Genomic DNA, 21,872 nt, shown 5'->3' on the forward strand with positions numbered 1-21,872 from the left:
TCAAGCAATTGACGCAGCAACGGACAATGCAGGAGTAGCAACAGCTCAAACAGACGGTATAGCAGCAATTGAAGCTGTAACCCCAACAGTAGCAGTTAAAGCAGCGGCTAAAGCTGAAGTAGCGAAATTGAAAGGAATTTCAAAAGATTCTCGTAAAGTTTCTAAAGAATTACCAAATACTGGTACAGCAGACTCTACAGTAGCTATGGTGGCAGCTGCAACAAGTGCACTACTTGGCCTTGGTCTTGCAGGTCGTCGTAAAGAAGATGGAAAAGAATAATTTATATGTGTGCAGATCAAATTTTTTAGTAAAATCTGTATTTGATTTTAAATCTTATATAGTATTTCTTAAAAAATCGGCTCTTTTTCAACTTTATAAGGTTGAAAAATGCTAAGATCTAGAAAGGACGAATTTCGTCCTTTCTTTTTTTATGTGACTATTAGTCCGTCTCGCTCCGTTAGGTGCGAGACAAAAAAACCACCCGCTATGCGGGTGCGCGTCGAAGGTTATACCCAAAAAACTCCAAACGCGATACAATAAAGGTGTTCAAGCCAATTGTAAAGCGAAAGGAGAAAAATATGGCACAAAAGGCACATAGTTTATCACACACAAAGTGGATGTGTTCTATCACATTGTGTTCACCCCTAAGTATAGACGAAAAGTCATTTATAATCAATATCGAAGTAGTTTAGGCGAAATATTTCATCGCTTATGTAGTTATAAAGGTGTTGAAATTATCGAGGGTCACTTAATGCCTGATCATGTACATATGTTAGTCAGTATTCCACCGAGGATAAGTGTTTCAAGTTTCATGGGGTATTTAAAAGGTAAAAGTGCACTCATGATGTTTGATAAACACGCCAACCTCAAGTATAAGTTTGGGAATCGGCATTTCTGGACGGAAGGTTATTATGTGATTACGGTGGGACTCAATGAAGCCACAATTAAGAAATATATCCAAGATTAAAGAAATTATCCAGTGGATGATTTCTTCACGAGTATGAAAATTTGAGAACGAGTAAAGCATGATATAGCACTAGATAAATTAAGTGTAAAAGAATATGAGGATCCCTTTAGGGATAGTGCTAAGTAATACTAAAGCCTCTTTAAGAGGCAAGTGATGAGTCAAGAGCAATGAGGCTTGAACAACGTGAAAGCCAGCGTCTTTAGGCGCTGGCTGGTAATTTGGGCTTATAGCCCTGGTTCAAACCACCCGTTTGACGGGTGGTCATGATTGATGTTTAGAGCGATGAAAATATGTTTTACTTCATTTTTTCTTGAAATTGAGTTTTTCCCAGTCTCTAAACAGTATGATACTATGCGTTTTTTATGAGCCAGATTTTCTAGTACTTACTTTTATAAAGTTATTAATATAATTTAAATCCTTTGCTTTTTAGTGTATATTTGTTTTGTAATGACTGTGATACTTCTTTCAAGGAATATTTGGTAGGATTGGAGTGAAAAAAGATTAACTAGGAAAGAAGGAAGTATATGGAAGCCATTTATCAACGTGATTCGGATCAAGATGGACTGACTGATGCTCAAGAATTGGCGCTAGGAACCAATCCTCTTAGCGCAGATTCTGATGGTGATGGACGTTCAGATTTAGTGGAAGTAGAAGAAGGAACCAATCCCTTAGAAAAGGATTTACAAGACATAGACCAAACAAGTATAACTGAACCGTCTTCAGTATTTATGGAAATGAAACAAAAGATTTCAGATATGATGGAGAGTCACTACAAGGAATTTATACAGGCTCTGATTAGTATTGAAACAGGGATTGAAAACCAACAAGACCTAGAAGACTTATATACTTACTACATGAGAACAGATGCCGTTTCTCTTTTGTCTAGTGATTTAGAAACCAGTCCTCAAGAGGTTGAAATGGAGATAGAGTTGTAGGGGAATCATGTGATTCTCCTATTTTCGTATAGATGAAAGGAGCGAGTATGGAAGTAATGCAATTATTGGCTATGTTTCGTGGAACAATTTCAAAAGATAGGGAGAAAATGAACCTATTTCTTCGTTATCAAGCGCAACATTTTGATGAGAAATGGCAGGACTTGGTAGAGAGTTTTTTGGCTGAAGAGGGCAAGATAGAAGAGATACCTCATGTGTATTCGTTTCATCAAGATATTATTTCTTTCCTAGAAGCTAGTTCTGAAAATAATGACCAAGATTTAGAAAGTTACACAAGAAATTTTGGACAAGCAGGTCTAGATAAATTATCTCAATTAAGTAGTTGGGAGAAATACTTGGTGCTAGAAGTCGCAACCTATAACCTTTCCACTCGATTTTACATCCAATCTGAAAAAGAAAAGCTAGAACAACTAAGTGAGCTTATTTTTCATCAGAATCAGGATGTCAATTTGGTTAATGTCTATCGGGTTGCGAATAATCTATCTGACCGCATTAGTAGAGATATAGAGGAGTTTCTTCTAATGGTTGATTCCAAAGAACTAAAAAAAGAGGTTCTTGAGATTCATTTTGAAGAAAAAGAGGGAGATGTTCTAGCCTATTTGGGTTCTGATGACTCTTGTTCATCCAGTTTTTTATACAGGCTAGGAAAAACCCTATTAAACACCACGGATTGGTATTGTTCATCTTCATTATAAGCTAAGCTTCGTTTTCTGTCATGAGTTGGCAGGCTCTGCTTGCATAGAGTTTTTTATTTGACAGGAAGTTTCTGTTTTGTTAATATGATTAACAAAGGAAAGAGAGATTATGGATAAAAAAGAATTTATTGCATTTAATAATCGTTTCAATAGATTTATTTTAGCGTTTGACCAGTTAAAAAAAAATCAACATAAAAGCGGTGTTGACAAATCCATTACTTTGAATGAGGTACATTTGATTGTTGTGATTGGGAAAAATCAGCCCTTAAATCTAGTAAAATTATCTGAATTATTAGAAGTTTCAAGAAGTGCAATAACTCAAAGTGTTAGGAGATTGATTCAAAAAAATTTAGTTGTTTTTGATTTTGATTCGAATAATGGGAAAAATAAATATTTGATATTATCTGAAAAAGGCATCGAAATTTTTAAAATCCATAAGGAGCAACAAGCACATATTGAAAAATCGGTCTTTTCAGTTTTAAACAACTATAGCGAGGTGGAACTTCAAACAGTTGTGAAATTGATGGATGATATTGAAAAGGTGTGGGGAGAATTACCGTGGTAAAAGTCGCGGTAATTTTAAAACATGATTGTTAAGTGTATTAACAAAAGGAGAAGATATGACTGTAAACATTGAACTGATTTCACAAACTGATTTAGCGGATGAATCTTTTTATATTGCTATTAATGGTTTAGAACCAAGGGCAATGTATTGTGTAGAAATGTACCTGTCTGATTATTACTGTATAAATGCTCCCTTGCTTTTAGATCATGATGTTATATGGAAATCAACCGCAATTTTTTTATCTGATCAGGACGGTATGATTGATACCTCTCAGACAGCATCTATTTCGGGATCTTATAAAGGGGTTTCAGAAATGGGATTATTCTTTAATGCGAAACCGTTGAAGAATAGGAAAAGGAGATTACCGAGTTCTCTTGATAGAATTCCATTACGAGATTGTTTTGGTGTTGAAATTAAAATCAAGCTGGGGAAAGATGTGGTCGCGGAGCAAAGTTTCGTAAGGCGTTATATGAATCTGGGAGTAAGATATCAAGATATCTATGACAAGCATTTTCAAGGTCGATTATTTTATGATGAAAAGTTAAGAAGGGCGCCAGCCGTGATTATTGTTAGCGGTAGTGAGGGAAGAATTGAAAAAGCTCAGAATATTGCCCAACTTTTATCTTCTAGAGGCTATATTTGTCTTGCAATAGCTTATTTTGGTTTAGAGGGATTACCCCAAAATTTAGAACGAATTCCAATAGAATGTCTGGAGGAAGCGAAAGATTTTCTATATCATCATCCTCAAGTCGATAATACAAAAATAGGAATATATGGTCGATCTAAAGGAGCAGAGCTTGTTCTTGCTGGACAAAGTATTTTGGATGATGTGCAATGTTTAGTACTAAATTCTCCCTCAAATGTAATATTTGAGGGAATAAAAGGAAAACTCAATTCTCATTCATCTTCTTGGACATATTTACAAAAGGAACTTCCATATCAAAAATTTCAGTTAGGAAATTATTTGTTAAACAAGTTTTTTGGAAAATATATTCCTGAAGATAGTAGGGCTCAGATTGATGTGAGTAAAATTGCCTCTCCTTTATTATTACTAGGAAGTGATGTTGATGAAATATGGAATGCATCATCCGCGATAGATGATATTATTTCACACTATAAAGGGGAATCCATTTTGTTTAAAAAATATCATGAAACAGGGCATATGTTGACGATTGCTTATCAACCGAATCATCGTTATCGAAAAGATTGGCACTTATTAATGAAAGAAAGTGTAGACTCGTGGTTTACTACGATAAATTTTTTTGATATACATCTGAAGAATACCAAGCCTACAAGGAGCTAAAGGAACATTATGAGGAAGTGACGGGGGATTACAGTTTTTCTAAACGAGAACTCACTAGTCAATTGGAAATCACGCTTCAGAATCATCGGGGTGTGGACTTTGAAGATCATGAGAAAGAGGAGTATTTGGACTTAGTTCAAAAATTAGAAGAGTTTGATTCCTCTCTTGCCACCCATTATCGTCACTTAATTGACTAGAAAGGAGAAAGTCATGAATGATTTACTCCTTATCCCAGTAATTTTTTTAGCAGTAGGAGGAATTCTCGTTCTTTTATGGAGACTCTTTCTTATTGACAGTGGACTTTTCCTGATTGGTTTTGTCAGTTTTCTTATTTTGTGGAGGGCTATGGATTCTATCTTCTCTTTACAGAGACTGAACTTTACACGGAAGATTTGGCACAGAATGGATTATTTGGTTTTACGACTTTCTTTATCATCTTTAACCTTGCTTTGCTTGTCTTGGCAGGTTGGGCAGGGTATAAGTGGAAGATAAGATGAATAAAATGGAGAAAACTCTAATGGTTCTTCTCCATTTTTTATCTAATTGGTAATGTTGAAAATCGGAAGTGAAATGATACTTTCAAAGAATTCATTTTGGACACTAGCAAACGAAATAGAGCCCTGATGCAAATCAACAATTTGTTTTGAAATTTTTAGCCCAATTCCAGTCGTTCTAATTTTAGAAATATCAATGTTTTTAAAAGATAATTCATTAAGTTCAGCAATTTTTTCTGGTGAAGCTCCCTGTCCATTATCTTTGATTTCGACAATTACATTTGTATCTTTTTTGAATAAGTTGATTCTTATTGTGCACCCCTTTTCGTTATGTAAAACAGAGTTGTAGATGATATTATGGATAACTCTTGTGATTAAAAACTGCTCAATCATGATAGATTGATTAACAAGTGAATAATCGTAATCAAATTCAAATTCAAAATCATTCCAGATTTCTTGATTTAAAATATGGATGAGAATGTCTTTGAAGAAGGGGATAATTTTTGTTTCAGTCTGATTTAATTGAAGATGACCGGATGAAAGGCGAGCTACTATATTTAAGTCATTTAAAATATTTTGGATGTAATAGGATTCTGTCAATATTGGGCGAATATGCTTTTTAGACTGTGTATCTAGTTCAGAATCATTTAACAAGGACGCGTTAGAAATGATGACAGAAAGAGGTGTTTTGATATCGTGTGCAATTCCTGAAATCCATTGCTCTTTAAAGACTTCATTCTCTTTGAGTAGAGTATCGGTTTGATTAATTGCAGTTGTAAGATATTCTAGTTCTGATATAGAATTTATTGGATTTTTCAAACCATCTGGGAGATTCTGAATAGCAGTTACAAGAGGCGCAATTTTACGATTGATATGCGTCACACCATAGTAGTAAAGAAAAGCGAAATAAAGGCAGTTGAAAAGCAATACTCCAAATGCTACTAGTGGAATTAGGCGAATACTATCTATATCTAAGTAATTATAACTATAACGAGCAATTTTATCTTTTGGAAAACCAACAACAATGATGTAGCCACCTTTTATCTGACTAAAAACAGGATAATCTGAAAGATAATAGCGAGAAAACTGTAAAATGTCCCCATAGTCAAATTGCGAAGGAATTTCTGTAGGTTTATACTGTTCGTACACTTGTTTTCCAGTCTGCTTATCCAATACCATTAGCCATAACTCTTGTTCTTTTAGACTAGAGATATCTTTTTTAGGTATGTGGACGTTATTTTTTGTGATGGTAATGTGTTCAGAAATTATTTTTACAGTCTCAGTAGCAGTTTGCTTTTCCCTAATGTAGAAAACAAAACTGGCAATTAGAATAATATTGGTAATAAAGATAATGATGGAAAAAAAGATAAATTTCTTTAGTGAATACCTTAAAATTTTGGTTTGGTTCATAATCATGATAACAATTTATATCCCAGCCCTTTAGCTGTCTTTAAATATTGAGGTTTTGAAGGATTTTCTTCTATTTTTTCTCGAATTTTCCGAATATGTACAGTCAAAGAGTTTTCATAACCAAAGCTATCCACTCCCCAAATCGTATCACAGAGAGATTCAGTTGAAACGATGTAATTTTTATTATCGTAAAGTTTTTTCAAAATCTTAATTTCAATTGGTGTAATAGAAATTTCTGCTCCATTCTTTTGTACTGTTGCATTCCGAAAACTCACCAAAGTCTGTCCAATCTGTATTGCTTCCTGTTCTGATTTATAGCTTCTCCTGAGCAGAGCCATAATACGATAGATAAGATTTTTTGGAATGAAGGGTTTTACGACATAATCATCACCACCAGCATTGAAACCAGCTACCTCATCTTCAGGATTATTTTTGGCAGTCAGAAAGAGGATAGGAGTATCGCCTTTTTGTCGGATATGTTTTGCTAATGTGTAGCCATCACCATCGGGGAGCATAATGTCCAAAAGGAAAAGGTCGAACTGTTCTGTTTCAATCATGTTCAAACTAGATTCTATATCATAGGCTGATGTTAGATTGGAAAATCCGTAGGCAATGAGAATATCTCTTATGGAAGAGTTTAAAATTTTATCGTCATCAATGATAAGGATGTGCTTATTCAGGAGTTGTTGTTCGAAATTCATAATCTTACCTCGCTTATCTATATTATACCATTTAAAAGAATGAAAAAAGCAAGATACTTTAATCTTAATGTAAAATTAAGGTTAGCTTAGTTTAAATTTAATCTAGCATGTCTATAATAAAGACATAACCTAGATAGAGATACTTTTCAAATAAATTTTAATCAGTGAGGTATTTCCAAATGGCTAAACAACAAATGAATCTCGATGAGATTGAAGTAATGAATTCTCTTCAAGAATGAACTCTTGAAGAACTTGATAACGTTCTTGGTGCTGGTAGTGGAATAATTCATTTTATTCAGACAAAACAATGGTAATAGTGAGTCACCAATTAGATATTGTGAATTATGTTGATTCTATCATTTTTGTTGATAAGAGTAGTAGAGATGTTATCAAAGATACTCATGATAATTTGATTTATAGAAATCAAAATTATAGAAAATTATTTGGTTTAAAGGAGGAAGTTCATAATGATTAGTAATGTTTTACAGATAAAAAACTTACAAAAGGCATTTAAGGACACTCAGGTAGTTAACCTTAGTTCCTTATCAGTTCAACAAGGGGAGATTTATGGTTTTCTAGGTCCAAATGGAGCTGGTAAAACAACCACAATGAAGATGATTTTGTCTTTGATTTCTCGTACAGCTGGGGAGATTGAAGTGTTCGGTCAATCTATAGGTACGGACAAGCAGTATCTTAATCAAATTGGCTCTATGATTGAAGAACCGTCTTATTATCCTAATTTGACAGGCTATGAAAATCTCTTGGTCTTCCAAAAAATCCTTGGATTTGATAAGAAAAATATTCAGGAAACATTGAAAATTGTTGGGTTAGATCAACCTAAAAACAAGAAAAAATTGGTTAAAGATTATTCTCTGGGTATGAAACAGCGCTTGGCTTTAGCCTTTGCCTTAGTCAAGAAACCGCGTTTGTTGATACTGGATGAGCCAACAAATGGGCTAGACCCAGCAGGGATTCATGAAATTCGGGAACTGATTATCAAGTTGGCAAAGGAACAGGGCATTACTGTCTTCATCTCTACCCATATCCTTTCTGAAGTAGAGCATATAGCTGACCGTGTGGGGATTATCAATCATGGTCAACTGGTTTACGAGGGAGAAATTCGTAAAATTCAGTCCAATAAATGGCTGGAAGTGCGTGGAGATTTTAGAGGTCGACGTGAAGCCATTAGCCAAGTGTTATTTGGTTATCCGTGCAAGATGTTGGAGATACAAGAGGATAAACTCAAGCTGACTAACCTTGCCGATCAGCAGATTTCTAGTTTGTTACGAGATTTAATAGTCGAGAAAGTTCCAATTTATGAAGTGAAGCAAGAACAAGAAACCTTGGAATCTATCTTCCTCAACTTAACCAAGGAGTGAGTCTTATGTTGAATAATTTGTCTATTGAATTGCTCAAGGCAAAACGAACCAAATCCTTCCTCATTAGCATACTAGTTATGGGAGTCGGATTTGCTTGGGCAATTGCAGCCGCTACACGCTACCTAAGTAATCCAGACATGCACCAGATTAGCCTAATTTTCTATATGATAAAAGAAGTAAATGGCTTGATTCTCCCTATTGTGATTGCTCTCTTTGTATCGCGGATTGTCAAGAACGAGAAGGAGGGCAACACTTTCAAACTGCTTTTGGCAAATGGTGAAAATGTACGGCATATCTTTCTGAGTAAGCTTGGACTGACCATGTTCATTTTGACCTTTCTCGCTTTTTTGGAGGGAGTAGTAGCCCAGTTGATTGCAATCTTATCAGGTCTAGAAATGCCTGTTAGCCTAATCCTCTGGCAAATCGTCATTTTCTTGCTAGCCTCTTTTGTCTTAACCTGTCTGTTTTTGACTTTGCAGTTTTTACTGAAGAAGCAGGCATTGATACTGGCATTAGGGATTTTCGGAGGATTTCTTGGAGTTGGATTTGGTCATGCACCAGCTTTTCTACAGCTGATTTCCCCTTTTGGTGGTATAGGATATCTGTCTCTGGTGGATTACCAGCAAGTCGCCAGTCAAGTGAGTTATGTTTTTGCGACAAACCTAGGATTTAAACTATTTACATATTTGCCAATAGCCCTAATCTATCTCTTCTTATCTCTCTATCTGGTTGAAAAGAAAGGAGGTAAGCTATGATGTCTTATCTATCAGTAGAATGGCGGAAAACTAAAAAATTTTCCATGTTGATGATTGGTATTTGCTTATTAGCTTTTTGTAGCCTGATTGGTCTTGGGATTTACTTTGGTGCAGCTTATTCTATGGTTGAAGAAAGTGAAAAAGTGCCTGTTTTATGGGGACAATTGACCTTCTATTATAGCCAGCTTTTCTTTCCGATTTTGGTCAGCCTTTATGTAGCCATGATGTTAGGAAAAGAGTTTGATAGAAAAAATATTGAATTTCTCAGAGCTAATAATGTCAGTCTTGGGAAATTATTGTTGGCAAAAGAAATAGTAATTATCTTGTTTATTGCTGTTTTACAGTTGTTCTTGTTTGGTATTTTTTATGTCAGTGCTCACCTAGCTCATTTAGAAATTTCTAATTTATTCACCTACCTCAAGTGGGATTTATTGGGGATTTTTGGAACAATTAGTATGATGGCAGTACAGTTTTTTGTGACAGCTAAAACTCGTGTTTTCAGTAAATCTGTGGGAATTGGTGCTATTGGTACTTTCGTAGGATTTATGATGATTTTTGTATCAGATAAATTATCTTTAATCTATCCCTACTCCCAAGCTATGGTGGCAATGCGGTCACGGAATTTGATAGACTTTAATTCAGTGGAAATGTTGCTGTTTATCATTGTAAATATTCTTCTGTGGGGGATTTTTCATACATTGAGTAATAAAGAATTGCATAAGTAATGCGAAGACTCTTCGGAGTCTTTTTCTTGTGATAAAAGCTCCAAGCTTAATCTGGTATGCTTGACCTAGTTTTTATAGAAAGAAGGTCCAATTATCAATTAGAAGAGGCTTTGGTACAGGGATTTCAAACACCTGAAGAATACCAAGCCTACAAGGAGTTAAAGGAACATTATGAGGAAGTGACATGCGATTACAGCTTTTCTAAACGAGAACTCACTAGTCAATTGGAAATCGCTCTTCAAAATCATAGAGGCGAGGACTTTGAAGAACATGACAAAGAGGAGTATTTGGACTTAGTTCAAAAATTAGAAGAGTTTGATTCCTCTCTTGCCACCCATTATCGTCAATTGATTGACTAGAAAGGAGAAAGTCATGAATGATTTACTCCTTATCCCAGTAATTTTTTTAGCAGTAGGAGGAATTCTCATTCTTTTATGGAGACTCTTTCTTATTGCAAGTGGACTTTTCCTTATTGGTTTTGTCAGTTTTCTTATTTTCGTTGAGGGCTATTGAATTTATCTTCTCTTTACAGAGACTTAACCTTACACGGCAGATTTAGCTCAAAATGGATTATTTAGTTTTACGACTTTCTTTATCATCTTTAATTTAGTTTTACTTGCTTTAGCATGCTGGACAGGATATAAGTGGAAGAAAGAATAGAAAATAGTCTTAACAAGTTCAAAATTTATTCCGCTTTTTAGGACATGAAAAATTTTAGAAATTGATTCTTTCTTAAATTTGAATTTCACTAGTAGTGTAAAGATGATTTTTTCTCTGAATAAAATCTGAATTTTCTCTGATATAATCTCAAATGTCAAGGTTCAATAATTGTTTCTTCAGTAGGTTATGGTAAATAATCAAGAATCATTGGAACATTACCTTAGAGAACTTAAGGAGAAGGATTATTCACATATAGATGGGAAAGTTACGGATATTCTTGCTGGATTAGAAATGACATTGACGGCACTCAAATTAGATTATTAAATATTACGAATTTTGTTCAAGATAGTGTAAAATAGATTTGTACTAGTTTCTAAAAATTTAATTTAAAAAATAAAGAACAATTATAAATTGATGTATTGAAACTATTCTTTGTCAAGAATACGGAGCTTTGCAGGTAGTTCTCTAAAATTTTTTGAGGTGATAGAATGTATAAGATATTAGTTGTAGATGACGATTTTGAAATTTTGAAACTGATGCGAACTATTTTAGAGATGAAAAACTATCAGGTAACGACGTATCAAGAAGTCACCGTACCAATCAATATTAATAATTTCAAAGGATTTGATTTGATTTTATTAGATGTAATGATGCCTAATATAGATGGTATGCAAATTTGTAAGCAGATTAGAAATAAAGTAAGCTCCCCTATTATTTTTGTTAGTGCAAAAGATACCGAAGATGATATAGTATCAGGATTGAATTTAGGAGGAGATGACTATATTACAAAACCTTTCAGCATCAATCAATTAACTGCCAAAGTTGCTGCAAATCTCAAACGAGAAGAACGATACAAACAAGGTGAATTAAGTAATCAAGTTGTCCGAGAATTATCTCCAATAACGATTTATTTACAAGAAAAAATTGTTTGTATTAATGGAGATAGTCTTGCTTTTACAAGTAGAGAATATGATATCATAGAACTATTATCTAGCAATCCAAGAAAAATTTTTACTGTACAAGATATATATGAAAACGTTTATGATGATGATGCTGAAACCCTCTTTCGTTCAATATCTGAGTATATCTATCAAATAAGATTAAAATTCTCGTCGTATGGAATTAATCCTATAAAAACAGTTAGAGGTATGGGATACAAGTGGCATGATTAAGAAGAGTACAATTAGAGGGCGCATAATAAGGACTGTTTTAGAACTAGTAACAGGTACGTTACTGAGTATACTTTTATTTTTTATATTTACTTATTTACTTGTTTTTACAGGACAATTAAATGTATACGACTCTAAAATTGAAATTTCAGTGAGTGATACCAGCAATTTAAGTGATGTAGTTCAAGCAATGAATAACTCTATATTTGACTATGTTGTATTTAATCGCAAGACAGGTACAATTGAAGAGGGTAATTATCAAAAAAAGGATTTGCCTGCCTATCGAGAAGTTTTTGCTAAAAATGAATCTGTAAGTATTAGTGAGGTGTATTATGGGTATTATGCTAATTCAGAGATTGTACTTACTGTCAGGCAACCCATGATACCTGAGTTTGTTAATCCGAATTTGCGTCACATTTCATTTAATCTATTTTCTTATTTATTTTTCTTCGTTTTCGAAACCATTTTACTCATTTGGTCACTTACAAGATTAATAAAAGAATTTTCAAAAAATTTTCTACTTATACAAAAAAAAGCTTTAAACATGGGGCAGTTAACATTTAAAGATAAAAACATTCCCGCTCAAATACAAGAGTTCGATGAAATTCTCTCTGTATTATATCAAAAGGACGACGAGTTAACTAATTTACTCAAATCAGAGAGAAGGGAGAAGGAAGATTTATCTTTTCAAGTTGGTGCATTAGCTCATGATGTAAAAACTCCTTTAACAGTACTAAAGGGAAATTTAGAGTTGCTTGAATTAACTAACCTGACTGATCAACAGAAGGAATATACTCAGTCAATGAATAATAGTATAGTGATTTTTGAAAGATACTTTAGTTCAATGATTGATTATTCAAGATTACTAATTGAAGATAAAGATTATGGGGAACAGATATATTTACCTGATTTTTTAAGTGATCTGTCAGTAGAGGCGAAATCTGTAATGAATAATGCAAAGGTTGATTTCAAAATTATTAATACTACAAAATTAATGTTTTTTAAGGGAAATCGTTTTAATTTAAATAGGGCATTAATTAACATTTTAGCAAATGCAGCAAGATATAGTTCTGGAGAAAAAAAAGTTACGCTTACTATCATCGAGGAAACAGAGTATATTAATTTTGGAGTGTGGAACAATGGTCTCCCTTTTACTGAACAGTCCTTATTAAATGCAGATAAGTTATTTTATACTGAGAATAAAGGTAGGAATAATAAGCACTATGGTTTAGGGTTAGCATTTGCTAAACAAGTTGCAACTAGACATTTTGGAGAATTGTTTTTATCAAATCCAGATAGAGGTGGTGCTCAAGTGACGTTGCTTATTAAAAAATAATTCTATAGGGATATATTAGATACCTTCCACATAATAGTTATGTATATAAAAATAGATAATCTTCTAAATTGAGGAATATCTATTTTTTTATTTTTTAAAATTGAAAAATCTGAACAAATTTTGAAAAATAAAGTGTAACATACAAGTATAAAACAAGGAGGAATTATAGTTATGAATATACAAGTTCAAAAACTTAGAAAATCATATAAGGATAGAGAAGTGCTGAAAAATATTTCTTTTGAAATAAAAGAGGGAAGTATTTGTGGATTATTAGGTATCAATGGTGCAGGAAAATCAACAATTATGAAGATTATTTTTGGTCTTGAAAATGCTGATAGTGGTACGGTTATTTTTAATGGGGGAAAAAATGCGGGCATATATGAGATTGGAGCGCTTATTGAAACTCCTGCTATCTATATGAACTTATCTGCATTTGATAATTTAAAAACAAGAGCATTGTTATATGACATTTCTGACGAACGAATTAATGAAGTACTAAACTTGATTGGACTATCTAATACGGGAAAGAAAAAAGCAGGGAGCTTTTCTTTAGGTATGAAACAACGTTTGGGATTAGGCATGGCAATAATTACTAGTCCAGATTTGCTCATTTTGGATGAACCTACCAATGGATTAGATCCAAATGGTATAAAGGAATTATTGAATTTAATGATTTCTTTAAAGAAATCAGGAATGACAATTCTTTTATCTAGCCATCAACTGTATGAAGTTAGTAAAGTGGCAGATAAAATTGTTATTTTACATGATGGTCAAATTTTTTACGACGGTTCGAATGTTCAAAGTGATGATTTAGAATCTTTATTTTTTAGAATTGTTCATGGAGGTGACGCAATATGATAAAAATATTTAAATCAGAATGGTTAAAACAGCGAAAAAATACATCCAAAAAATTCTTGATCATAGCTCCGGGCTTGTCGATTTTAATAGCGGTATTACTTGTTGGACCAAGTATTATAGAAAGTTTTTCAATATATTGGTGGGAAGCCGTCTTTTTGTATACACTTATTGGATTGTTGTTTTTATATGATTATAAAGCAGAAGAAGCTGCAGGAAACTTCCAGAATATATACTTTCGAAATGATAGCATAAAAATATATATCGTAAAGATACTTTTAAAATTAAAAGATTTACTCATTTCTAACGTATGGTTTTTAGCTATATTATTATTTACAAGTAATTTTTTGTATGCCGACTTAATATCATTGAATATAATTGGTGACTTAATTTGTTTAGTACTTATTTCGATAACATCCATATGGGTATTGCCACTCTTGTATCTATTTTCGAAATGGATCAATCCCTATATCCTAGTATCTATTAACTCCTTGATTTGTTTTTTGGTTGCACCTTTTATCGCTCAAAGTAGCTTTGGGTTCTTCTTTCCTTTTACATATCATTATAAAATTGCTTATAGTCTTATGTATATAAAACCGTCAGGAGATCTAGATTTAACAAATCATGTAACAGACGTTAAAATGGTAGTATTTGCCGTATTTCTATCATTGATTCTATTTATCGTTTCTTTGTTAATGTTAAATTGGAGGTTAAGTAATGATCCAATTGCTAAAAAGTGAAATGATTAAATTTAAAGGTTCGTATCAACTATACATTATTTTGATTTTGTCTACTATACAACTATTGACAATTCCAATTTACATATTATCTGTAAATAACACAATTGTATTGGAAAATATTATCTTTTTACCGATGTTAGGCTATTGTATGATAACTACGATAATCACTTTATTAGTATCTGAACAAGAAATCAATGCTAATAAATATCAGAATATTAGAAGCGGGAGAAATATATCCAGTATATGGGGAGCGAAACTTTTTGTGTTAGATTTACTATTATCTTTACTCACTATTCCTTTATGGGTAGTTGTAGGTATAGAGTTAGAACACTTTTCATATTATTTTTACGTAGGAATAGTTAGTTGGTTATTACTAATATTGTTAAATCATTTCCACATGCTATTGACATTGTTTATTGCGAAAGGCGGCAATTTACTTATAGCTGTTGTGGAAAGTTTATTTATAGTATTTGCAACAAATAAAGTTTTTCTTAATATTTTTTGGATTCCAGTAATTTTACCAGTTAATATTATTTTAGAAAATAATTTCAGAAGCACAACCTATTTATTGGCTTTAATTTTTTATGTTGTATTATTGTTTGTTGCTAATTTAATAGTTGTGAGCAGAAAAGGTGTTTAATTATATATTCTGATGGAAATGAATGGAGTGTTAAATTTTTGGATGGAAGTTTGGGAATTGTTTTGATTTTACTTCATATCCAAAATAAGTCTGTAAAGACATATTGGAGAGAGGTGTTATTGATTTTTGATAATTTAGCTATAGAAAATTAGGAGGAGAACTATGAAATTCAAAAAGATCTATCTTTCCGTAATTTTTTTCTTAAGTTTACTTGGATTGACCGGATGTACATATGAGAAGTATGATGTTAAATTTCTCGACTCAAGTTATAATCAATTCGATTATAAAGGAGAGCATTATGGTGTAACTAATCAATTAATTTTATATGAAGATATTGAAAGTAAAGTAAGCAATCATTATGATATTTATGAAATATCTTACGATGATTCCAATAATGAAATAAAGAATGATTTATTGGAGATTGGTGACTTATATCAGACCAAGAATAGAGAATTTGCCATAAAAATTGATAGTACTTTCTATAAATGTAGACTACTTGATAACATTTCTAAAGAAGAACTTCTAAAAGTTTCTGACTTATTTAATGTTCGCTTAGTAGGAGGATTTGCTATCAATGAGCAAGAAGCCAGAGAGTTGAAGATAGGGGAACAATCATTTACAATTACTGAAGAAATTATTCCAAAAGAAGAGCTTAGTGCTACAGTTGCTAACTTAGATAATCAAGTGAAGTCAGTCACTAGATTATCAGGGGAGCACGAAAGTTGGGAATATGGAGAAATTTGTTCTTTAAAAAATCAGTCTATCCATGAGAAAGTAGCAGTTAAATTGAATGGAGAATATCATTTGGCTTTCTTTAGAAGTTAAATTGGGCAAAAAGTCTTTAAAAGAAAAAAGCGCATAGTGTCAGGCATTGAAAAAATTAGATACTATGCGTTTTATTGTGGGAAGATTTTCTTAATTTTCTATTGTAATTGAGTTTTAGAGACTATACTTTTTCTTATGATAAAACTTACAAGTTCTTTTTGGTATTCTTGACCTAGTTTTTATAGAAAGAAGGTCTAAGATGTTAAATAAAGTCAAAACTAAAGCATTAATTAGTGTTGGCGCAGTAGCCGCAACTAGCTTTATTCTCATGATGGGATATACTGCTGGTCAACACTCGACTGCTAAACAAAGTCGTAAAGAGATTGAATTGGCTGCAGCTAAACTTGTGGAAGATAAACAAGCAGAAGATAAAGCCAGCATTTTGTCATCGGATACTGTAAAAGAATTTTTGACACAGTACTATACGAAAGAAAAGCTCGGAGAAAATAATACACGCATTCAACCTTATATGACTGAATCGGCTTATTCTCAAGAATTGTCAAGTCAAAATGATGCCATGAACCAAGTGTATAAGGATTATATTTTGGATTATCATTTTGAAAAAGCTGATATCTTTGTCAATCAGACTACGAATCAAGCCATTGCCATGGTCTCCTATAATGTAACCTATGTATCCGATTTAAAGAATGCCAACCAATCAAAGACCAATCAGACAGAAACAAGAACTGTTAAATTGTCTTATTCTAAACTTCCTGGTAAGTTATTGGTCAATCAAGTACAGGTTTGGAAATCTGAGTTGGATGATTTAGATAAGGCAACTCCCAAAACTTTAGAAGAATCATCATCAATACCATCACTGCCAAATACTACGACAAAATGATGATATTGCATGGAAATAGAAGAATGTAAGCAAATTTCAATTCTTGATGTAGCCAATCGTTTAGGTATCTCCTTTAAACAAGTTTCTAGCCGTGTCTATGAACATCCTGAACACGATTCGTTCCGGATTTTTTCAACTACCAATACTTTTAAATGGTTTTCAAGAGATATTCAAGAGATATTCAAGAGATATTCAAGGTGATGTCATTGATTTTGTTCGACTTGTTAAGGGAATTTCTTTTAAAGAAGCTCTAGCTTTTCTTTCTGAAGAACCTTTTCAAAAAGAAGCTGTTCAAGAAAATAGAGAGAGACCATTTTATTATCCTTTAAAGAGAATAGAAGATTCTAACTGCAGTCTGGCCAGACATTACTTAACAGAATGTAGAGGAATTTCAGAAGAAATCGTAGAAAAGATGATCCAACAAGGTTTGATGGCACAAGCCAGTTGGAAAACAAATGAAACAGTTGAACCTGTTATCGTTTTTAAAAGCTTTGATCATCGTCACAAGCTGCAGGCAGCAAGCTTACAAGGGATATATAAGAATCACTCTTTTCCAAGAGAGAGGTTAAAAACGATTCTAAAAGGAAGCCATGGACATGTTGGAATATCCTTTGACATTGGTAAACCAAATAGACTGGTCTTTTGTGAATCGTTTATCGACTTGATGAGCTATTACGAACTTCATCAACAAAATCTATTTGATGTTCGTTTGGTATCTATGGAGGGATTAAAAAGGTCTGTTGTTGCTTATCAAACTTTACGACTAATAGCTGAAGAAAATCAGAAGTTGGAATTCTTAGATACAGTAATACCTTCAAAGTTATTGCCTTTGCTCAATACAATTCGTGATACCACTACCTATTTCAATAATCATCCTGATTTATTGACACTTGCGGTAGATTGTGATGATGCAGGTAAAGATTTTTCTGATAAGTTATCTCAATCAGGATTGCCTGTTTTACTGGATTTACCTGATAATGAACCTGGGAAAGAAAAAATAGACTGGAACGATATTCTTCGAGAAAAGAAATCAGATTTACAATTGATGATCGAGACTGCAAAAGAAACATAGAGGAATCAACCAGTAAGACAAACCTCTCAATGTTTAGAATTGTGATAACAAAATCAAGATGTTTTAGCTAATATTAGAATGAAGGAGGATCGTATATGACCATTATTGAACGCTTAGAAGAAAAGGTCACTAGGCAAGAAAGTAAGGTAGCAAGAGAGACAGAAAAACTCGCTGCTTACAAAGAACAACTGGAGACAGCGATGTTTGCGACGTTCAAAAGGCGTCAAAGCATTAGTCACATGAGTTTTGAAGAAGCTCTTGACCATGCCTTTGGTAAAGAAAGACAATTCGATGATTCTGAATTTAGAAAGGATGAAATGAGTGAATGACAAAAGATTGGAATTTTAATCAACCATTAGAAAGTAAATCAGAAAATCAAGAAGATCCAGATAAAATTGCGGCCTTATTTGGAAATCATCAAGGAGGTAATGATGTAAATTATGAAGCAGCTTTTCAAAAGCGAAAACAAGCACCTGTAACGGAATCAAATCCTAGTTCTAAACCTAAAGTTACAGAGGTTAGAACAGGAAAAGAGACAGATATCACTACAAGTTATCAGCAACATCTTAAAAGACTGATTGCGGATAACAATAGCGATATTCAAAGTAGTCAAAAGAAAATTGAAGAGCTACATACGTTGATTGACACAAAGAATAAAGACAATAAGAAATTGCAGTCCATTTATGATGCGATTTCGGAATTACACTAAGCAGTCCTGATAGGCTGCTTTTTTTGAGAGGTTATAGATGTTTACAACATTTTTTAAGAAAAATCACGACAATAGTGACGTATTTAAAAAGCTGATTCATAGACTATCTGATATGTCTGTCCAAGATCTTGAAAAAATAGACCGACTGCTAGATATCATTTTCACTCCAGATCAAGGATCAGAACAACTAAAAACAGAAGCAACTTTCAGAGAAGAAACTTTGGACGACACATTAAAGGAAGCTAAGAATCAACTTCATAAGGAACAATTGGAGAAGAATTTAGAGAGGTTTAGGAAAAATAGCCAATAATGCACCAAAATTGGTGCGTTATACTTTTTTATGCTATAATTGAATTATAAAAATAAAGGAGTTTGCCATGATTGGAAAGAACATAAAATCCTTACGTAAAACACATGACTTAACACAACCCGAATTTGCACGGATTGTAGGTATTTCACGAAATAGTCTGAGTCGTTATGAAAATGGAACGAGTTCAGTCTCTACGGAATTAATTGACATCATTTGTCAGAAGTTTAATGTATCTTATGTCGATATTGTAGGAGAAGATAAAATGCTTAATCCTGTTGAAGATTATGAATTGACTTTAAAAATTGAAATTGTGAAAGAAAGAGGTTCTAATCTATTATCTCGACTCTATCGCTATCAAGATAGTCAGGGAATTAGCATTGATGATGAATCTAATCCTTGGATTTTAATGAGTGATGATCTATCTGACTTGATTCATACAAATATCTATTTAGTAGAAACTTTTGATGAAATAGAGAGATATAGCGGCTATTTGGATGGAATTGAACGTATGTTAGAGATATCTGAAAAACGGATGGTAGCCTAATGGAAATCCAAGATTATACCGATAGTGAATTCAAACATGCTTTAGCACGGAATCTTCGCTCACTGACAAGAGGAAAAAAGTCCAGTAAGCATCCTATAGCTATTTTGCTTGGAGGTCAAAGTGGTGCTGGTAAGACCACAATTCATCGTATAAAACAGAAAGAATTTCAAGGAAATATTGTTATTATTGATGGAGATAGTTTTCGTTCCCAGCATCCACACTATTTAGAACTTCAGCAAGAATATGGCAAAGATAGTGTTGAATACACCAAAGATTTTGCAGGGAAAATGGTAGAGTCTTTAGTAACCGAATTGAGTCATTTGGGATACAATCTTTTGATAGAGGGAACCTTACGAACAATTGATGTTCCAAAGAAAACAGCACAACTCTTGAAAAATAAGGGATATGAAGTACAATTAGCCTTAATTACGACAAAGCCCGAATTGTCCTATCTGAGCACTCTTATCCGATACGAAGAACTGTACGCTATCAATCCAAATCAAGCACGTGCAACTCCAAAAGAACATCATGATTTCATTGTTAATCATCTAGTTGATAATACACGACAATTGGAAGAACTGGCTATCTTTGAAAGAATTCAAATGTATCAACGAGATAGAAGTTGTGTATATGATTCAAAAGAAAATACAACTTCAGCAGCAACCGTTCTTCATGACTTACTATTTGGAGAATGGAATCAAGTAGAGAAGGATATGCTTAAATCAGGAGAAGAAAGATTGAAAGATTTAACTAATCGAAATGGTTGTTAGATCATGAGTTTTAAAATATAATCTACTTATAACTTTTGTTCATTTTTAAGGTGGGCGAAAATTTTTTAGAACCAAAAAACGCATAGTCTCAGGTCTTGAAACTTGAAATTATGCGTTTTCTTGTGGGAAGATTTACTCGATTTTCTTCAGGAATTGAGATTTTGCCCATCTCTTTTTATTATATTTAAGGATATTTGAAAGCTGTATTTTAGAAAAATAATTATGGAGTTCTTAATACGGAATATAGTATAAATGCTGATTCAAAGTGGAGTTTTGTATGCTTTTTGCTTTTGTTGAGTATAAAATATATTAACTAAAGTCGAACTACAAACATTAATTTAAGATGAAGTAAACTGTAACCTTCGAAATGTCTCTTACTCTATTTCAGAATGAATCACTGACATAGGATTAAAAGAACTGAGTATTTCTTTTTGTTTTGAATGAGATACGTGAGTATAGATTTGTGTGATTGATATAGAACTATGTCCAAGAATTTGTTGAATATATCGAATATCTACATCACTATCTAGAAGCATTGTTGCAAAGCTATGTCTAAACATATGTGGTGTAATAGTTTTAGATAAGCTATTTTGTTCAACGATTCTCTTTATAACTAAACGTACACTTTGCTCTGACAATGGTTTAAGTGAATATTTCCCTGGAAACAAGAAATCATTGGATTCATTTCTTGTTTTATTTATATATTTTTCTAATAAATTGAATGTTTTTTGATCTCCTAAAAATAGGATACGTTCTTTCTTCCCCTTTCCTATAATATGGAGTGTCTTATTGGAAAGATTAATATCTTTGATATGAATGTGACAAAGTTCAGAAATTCTGATGCCTGTTGAAAGTAAAAGGGAAATAATTAGTAGATTTCTTTCAGCTTTTTGTTTTTGATAGTCAGTTTTAGATACAATTACTTTCTGTTCTAAATATATAAAAATGCTTTTCAGAATGTCATACGGAATCGTTTTAGGTAATATTTTTTCAGTTCTAAATTGAAAGCGCAATTGATTGAAGGGATTCTCTTCAATTATGTTCTGGTATTTTAGATAGTTATAAAACACCTTTATACAAGCAATTTTTCTTCTTAATGTATTCGTTTTTATGTTAGATTGTGTCAACTGTTCTATATAGGATTCGACATTATCATAGTCTGAGTTATAAAATTGCATAAGATCATTCTTATAAGCACGAATCGTGTGTGAACTCAAACGCTTATGAGTTTTGCAATAATCTAAGTAAGTAGAAATAAGTTTATAATCCATAAAAATCTCCTTTATCAATAATCATGCTATTATAAACCTATTTGAGTGCTTTGTATAGTGATAATAAATTGTTATCGGTAGGAGAATACTATGGAAATAAAAATAATTGATAAAATTCTATCTCAAAAATGTTTTTGGACAATTATTTTTACTTGTTGGGTTTTTATTGGAATTATAGTATC

At 32.7% G+C, this 21,872-nt stretch carries 23 protein-coding genes and 6 pseudogenes; 26 read left to right on the plus strand and 3 right to left on the minus strand.

From position 1 onward, the window contains the following. From QM409_RS10135 to QM409_RS10170, 8 genes and pseudogenes are all read left to right on the plus strand, one after another. Nucleotides 1-280 (plus strand): LPXTG cell wall anchor domain-containing protein (locus QM409_RS10135; protein WP_414305491.1); only part of this gene is annotated, 280 nt, incomplete at its 5' end. A gap of 299 nt (nucleotides 281-579) precedes the next feature. Then, nucleotides 580-1,094 (plus strand): annotated as a pseudogene (gene tnpA / locus QM409_RS10140) (IS200/IS605 family transposase). A 398-nt stretch (nucleotides 1,095-1,492) separates the two neighbouring features. Then, the gene (locus tag QM409_RS10145) at nucleotides 1,493-1,903 is read left to right on the plus strand and encodes a thrombospondin type 3 repeat-containing protein (RefSeq protein ID WP_037619229.1); all 411 of its coding nucleotides are present in this window, start codon (nucleotides 1,493-1,495) and stop codon (nucleotides 1,901-1,903) included. Between the two features lie 47 nt (nucleotides 1,904-1,950). Then, nucleotides 1,951-2,532: pseudogene (locus QM409_RS10150) on the plus strand (hypothetical protein); the annotation flags it as partial. A 193-nt stretch (nucleotides 2,533-2,725) separates the two neighbouring features. After that, the gene (locus tag QM409_RS10155; protein ID WP_084925421.1) at nucleotides 2,726-3,181 is read left to right on the plus strand and encodes a MarR family winged helix-turn-helix transcriptional regulator; all 456 of its coding nucleotides are present in this window, start codon (nucleotides 2,726-2,728) and stop codon (nucleotides 3,179-3,181) included. A 55-nt stretch (nucleotides 3,182-3,236) separates the two neighbouring features. Then, nucleotides 3,237-4,484 (plus strand): acyl-CoA thioesterase/BAAT N-terminal domain-containing protein, encoded by a 1,248-nt coding sequence (locus tag QM409_RS10160; RefSeq protein ID WP_414305492.1) that lies wholly within the window; start codon nucleotides 3,237-3,239, stop codon nucleotides 4,482-4,484. Beyond that, a pseudogene (locus QM409_RS10165) lies at nucleotides 4,451-4,681 on the plus strand (DUF5962 family protein); the annotation flags it as partial. The gene QM409_RS10160 and the pseudogene QM409_RS10165, both read left to right, overlap by 34 nt. Nucleotides 4,682-4,694: 13 nt before the next feature. Then, nucleotides 4,695-4,981: pseudogene (locus QM409_RS10170) on the plus strand (DUF5966 family protein). A gap of 42 nt (nucleotides 4,982-5,023) precedes the next feature. Here QM409_RS10170 and QM409_RS10175 read toward each other — a convergent pair. Next, nucleotides 5,024-6,394: a sensor histidine kinase gene (locus tag QM409_RS10175; protein ID WP_084926491.1), complete on the minus strand. Its 1,371-nt coding sequence runs from the start codon at nucleotides 6,392-6,394 to the stop codon at nucleotides 5,024-5,026. Continuing rightward, nucleotides 6,391-7,089, minus strand: a complete 699-nt coding sequence (locus QM409_RS10180) for a response regulator transcription factor (protein ID WP_049500915.1) — start codon at nucleotides 7,087-7,089, stop codon at nucleotides 6,391-6,393. The genes QM409_RS10175 and QM409_RS10180 overlap by 4 nt, the downstream gene beginning before the upstream one ends. Nucleotides 7,090-7,556: 467 nt before the next feature. On the opposite strand from QM409_RS10180, the gene QM409_RS10185 reads away from it, so the two are divergent. From QM409_RS10185 to pezT, 18 genes and pseudogenes are all read left to right on the plus strand, one after another. After that, nucleotides 7,557-8,468, plus strand: coding sequence for an ABC transporter ATP-binding protein (locus tag QM409_RS10185; RefSeq protein WP_084926490.1), 912 nt, complete (start codon nucleotides 7,557-7,559; stop codon nucleotides 8,466-8,468). 5 nt (nucleotides 8,469-8,473) lie between these two features. Beyond that, a complete protein-coding gene (locus tag QM409_RS10190; RefSeq protein ID WP_049500917.1) occupies nucleotides 8,474-9,223 on the plus strand; it encodes an ABC transporter permease in 750 nt (249 codons plus the stop codon). Next, complete coding sequence (locus QM409_RS10195; RefSeq protein WP_049500919.1) at nucleotides 9,220-9,948, plus strand: ABC transporter permease; 729 nt, start codon at nucleotides 9,220-9,222, stop codon at nucleotides 9,946-9,948. The genes QM409_RS10190 and QM409_RS10195 overlap by 4 nt, the downstream gene beginning before the upstream one ends. A 56-nt stretch (nucleotides 9,949-10,004) precedes the next feature. Further along, on the plus strand, nucleotides 10,005-10,307 hold the full coding sequence (locus tag QM409_RS10200) for a DUF5962 family protein (protein ID WP_049500921.1): 303 nt from the start codon (nucleotides 10,005-10,007) through the stop codon (nucleotides 10,305-10,307). A 13-nt stretch (nucleotides 10,308-10,320) separates the two neighbouring features. Further along, nucleotides 10,321-10,608, plus strand: a pseudogene (locus QM409_RS10205) (DUF5966 family protein). Nucleotides 10,609-11,096: 488 nt separating this feature from the next. After that, a complete protein-coding gene (locus QM409_RS10210; RefSeq protein WP_261008831.1) occupies nucleotides 11,097-11,780 on the plus strand; it encodes a response regulator transcription factor in 684 nt (227 codons plus the stop codon). After that, entirely contained in the window at nucleotides 11,773-13,113 is a 1,341-nt protein-coding gene (locus tag QM409_RS10215; protein ID WP_414305493.1) for a sensor histidine kinase, read from the plus strand. The genes QM409_RS10210 and QM409_RS10215 overlap by 8 nt, the downstream gene beginning before the upstream one ends. A gap of 171 nt (nucleotides 13,114-13,284) precedes the next feature. Continuing rightward, complete coding sequence (locus tag QM409_RS10220) at nucleotides 13,285-13,971, plus strand: ABC transporter ATP-binding protein (protein ID WP_084926488.1); 687 nt, start codon at nucleotides 13,285-13,287, stop codon at nucleotides 13,969-13,971. Beyond that, nucleotides 13,968-14,708 (plus strand): lantibiotic ABC transporter permease, encoded by a 741-nt coding sequence (locus QM409_RS10225; protein ID WP_414305494.1) that lies wholly within the window; start codon nucleotides 13,968-13,970, stop codon nucleotides 14,706-14,708. Before QM409_RS10220 ends, QM409_RS10225 begins: the two co-directional genes overlap by 4 nt. Further along, entirely contained in the window at nucleotides 14,686-15,348 is a 663-nt protein-coding gene (locus QM409_RS10230; RefSeq protein ID WP_414305495.1) for an ABC transporter permease, read from the plus strand. The genes QM409_RS10225 and QM409_RS10230 overlap by 23 nt, the downstream gene beginning before the upstream one ends. A 162-nt stretch (nucleotides 15,349-15,510) precedes the next feature. Beyond that, entirely contained in the window at nucleotides 15,511-16,173 is a 663-nt protein-coding gene (locus QM409_RS10235) for a NisI/SpaI family lantibiotic immunity lipoprotein (protein WP_414305496.1), read from the plus strand. Between the two features lie 199 nt (nucleotides 16,174-16,372). Continuing rightward, nucleotides 16,373-17,014: a peptidylprolyl isomerase gene (locus QM409_RS10240; protein ID WP_261037327.1), complete on the plus strand. Its 642-nt coding sequence runs from the start codon at nucleotides 16,373-16,375 to the stop codon at nucleotides 17,012-17,014. Nucleotides 17,015-17,023: 9 nt separating this feature from the next. Then, nucleotides 17,024-18,086: pseudogene (locus QM409_RS10245) on the plus strand (DNA primase). 95 nt (nucleotides 18,087-18,181) lie between these two features. After that, nucleotides 18,182-18,415, plus strand: a complete 234-nt coding sequence (locus QM409_RS10250; protein ID WP_000152419.1) for a DUF5965 family protein — start codon at nucleotides 18,182-18,184, stop codon at nucleotides 18,413-18,415. Further along, on the plus strand, nucleotides 18,412-18,795 hold the full coding sequence (locus tag QM409_RS10255) for a DUF5945 family protein (protein WP_000159212.1): 384 nt from the start codon (nucleotides 18,412-18,414) through the stop codon (nucleotides 18,793-18,795). Before QM409_RS10250 ends, QM409_RS10255 begins: the two co-directional genes overlap by 4 nt. Before the next feature lie 37 nt (nucleotides 18,796-18,832). After that, nucleotides 18,833-19,105: a hypothetical protein gene (locus tag QM409_RS10260; RefSeq protein WP_136937268.1), complete on the plus strand. Its 273-nt coding sequence runs from the start codon at nucleotides 18,833-18,835 to the stop codon at nucleotides 19,103-19,105. Between the two features lie 67 nt (nucleotides 19,106-19,172). Further along, complete coding sequence (gene pezA / locus QM409_RS10265; protein WP_004262609.1) at nucleotides 19,173-19,649, plus strand: type II toxin-antitoxin system antitoxin PezA; 477 nt, start codon at nucleotides 19,173-19,175, stop codon at nucleotides 19,647-19,649. Beyond that, nucleotides 19,649-20,419 (plus strand): type II toxin-antitoxin system toxin PezT, encoded by a 771-nt coding sequence (pezT, locus tag QM409_RS10270; RefSeq protein WP_414305497.1) that lies wholly within the window; start codon nucleotides 19,649-19,651, stop codon nucleotides 20,417-20,419. Before pezA ends, pezT begins: the two co-directional genes overlap by 1 nt. 374 nt (nucleotides 20,420-20,793) lie before the next feature. Here the strand turns inward: pezT and QM409_RS10275 are convergent, their stop codons facing one another. Continuing rightward, nucleotides 20,794-21,690 (minus strand): tyrosine-type recombinase/integrase, encoded by an 897-nt coding sequence (locus tag QM409_RS10275; protein ID WP_414305498.1) that lies wholly within the window; start codon nucleotides 21,688-21,690, stop codon nucleotides 20,794-20,796. Nucleotides 21,691-21,872 lie beyond the last annotated feature (182 nt).

The sequence above is a fragment of the Streptococcus mitis genome, from assembly GCF_047465045.1.
GTDB lineage: Bacteria > Bacillota > Bacilli > Lactobacillales > Streptococcaceae > Streptococcus > Streptococcus mitis_DT.

Excerpts from the sequence above, each read along its gene's own strand:
- QM409_RS10145 (WP_037619229.1), top strand. The coding sequence starts at position 1,493 with ATGGAAGCCATTTATCAACGTGATTCGGATCAAGATGGACTGACTGAT.
- QM409_RS10155 (WP_084925421.1), top strand. The coding sequence starts at position 2,726 with ATGGATAAAAAAGAATTTATTGCATTTAATAATCGTTTCAATAGATTT.
- QM409_RS10160 (WP_414305492.1), top strand. The coding sequence starts at position 3,237 with ATGACTGTAAACATTGAACTGATTTCACAAACTGATTTAGCGGATGAA.
- QM409_RS10175 (WP_084926491.1), bottom strand. The coding sequence starts at position 6,394 with ATGATTATGAACCAAACCAAAATTTTAAGGTATTCACTAAAGAAATTT.
- QM409_RS10180 (WP_049500915.1), bottom strand. The coding sequence starts at position 7,089 with ATGAATTTCGAACAACAACTCCTGAATAAGCACATCCTTATCATTGAT.
- QM409_RS10185 (WP_084926490.1), top strand. The coding sequence starts at position 7,557 with ATGATTAGTAATGTTTTACAGATAAAAAACTTACAAAAGGCATTTAAG.
- QM409_RS10190 (WP_049500917.1), top strand. The coding sequence starts at position 8,474 with ATGTTGAATAATTTGTCTATTGAATTGCTCAAGGCAAAACGAACCAAA.
- QM409_RS10195 (WP_049500919.1), top strand. The coding sequence starts at position 9,220 with ATGATGTCTTATCTATCAGTAGAATGGCGGAAAACTAAAAAATTTTCC.
- QM409_RS10200 (WP_049500921.1), top strand. The coding sequence starts at position 10,005 with ATGCTTGACCTAGTTTTTATAGAAAGAAGGTCCAATTATCAATTAGAA.
- QM409_RS10210 (WP_261008831.1), top strand. The coding sequence starts at position 11,097 with ATGTATAAGATATTAGTTGTAGATGACGATTTTGAAATTTTGAAACTG.
- QM409_RS10215 (WP_414305493.1), top strand. The coding sequence starts at position 11,773 with ATGATTAAGAAGAGTACAATTAGAGGGCGCATAATAAGGACTGTTTTA.
- QM409_RS10220 (WP_084926488.1), top strand. The coding sequence starts at position 13,285 with ATGAATATACAAGTTCAAAAACTTAGAAAATCATATAAGGATAGAGAA.
- QM409_RS10225 (WP_414305494.1), top strand. The coding sequence starts at position 13,968 with ATGATAAAAATATTTAAATCAGAATGGTTAAAACAGCGAAAAAATACA.
- QM409_RS10230 (WP_414305495.1), top strand. The coding sequence starts at position 14,686 with ATGATCCAATTGCTAAAAAGTGAAATGATTAAATTTAAAGGTTCGTAT.
- QM409_RS10235 (WP_414305496.1), top strand. The coding sequence starts at position 15,511 with ATGAAATTCAAAAAGATCTATCTTTCCGTAATTTTTTTCTTAAGTTTA.
- QM409_RS10240 (WP_261037327.1), top strand. The coding sequence starts at position 16,373 with ATGTTAAATAAAGTCAAAACTAAAGCATTAATTAGTGTTGGCGCAGTA.
- QM409_RS10250 (WP_000152419.1), top strand. The coding sequence starts at position 18,182 with ATGACCATTATTGAACGCTTAGAAGAAAAGGTCACTAGGCAAGAAAGT.
- QM409_RS10255 (WP_000159212.1), top strand. The coding sequence starts at position 18,412 with ATGACAAAAGATTGGAATTTTAATCAACCATTAGAAAGTAAATCAGAA.
- QM409_RS10260 (WP_136937268.1), top strand. The coding sequence starts at position 18,833 with ATGTTTACAACATTTTTTAAGAAAAATCACGACAATAGTGACGTATTT.
- pezA (WP_004262609.1), top strand. The coding sequence starts at position 19,173 with ATGATTGGAAAGAACATAAAATCCTTACGTAAAACACATGACTTAACA.
- pezT (WP_414305497.1), top strand. The coding sequence starts at position 19,649 with ATGGAAATCCAAGATTATACCGATAGTGAATTCAAACATGCTTTAGCA.
- QM409_RS10275 (WP_414305498.1), bottom strand. The coding sequence starts at position 21,690 with ATGGATTATAAACTTATTTCTACTTACTTAGATTATTGCAAAACTCAT.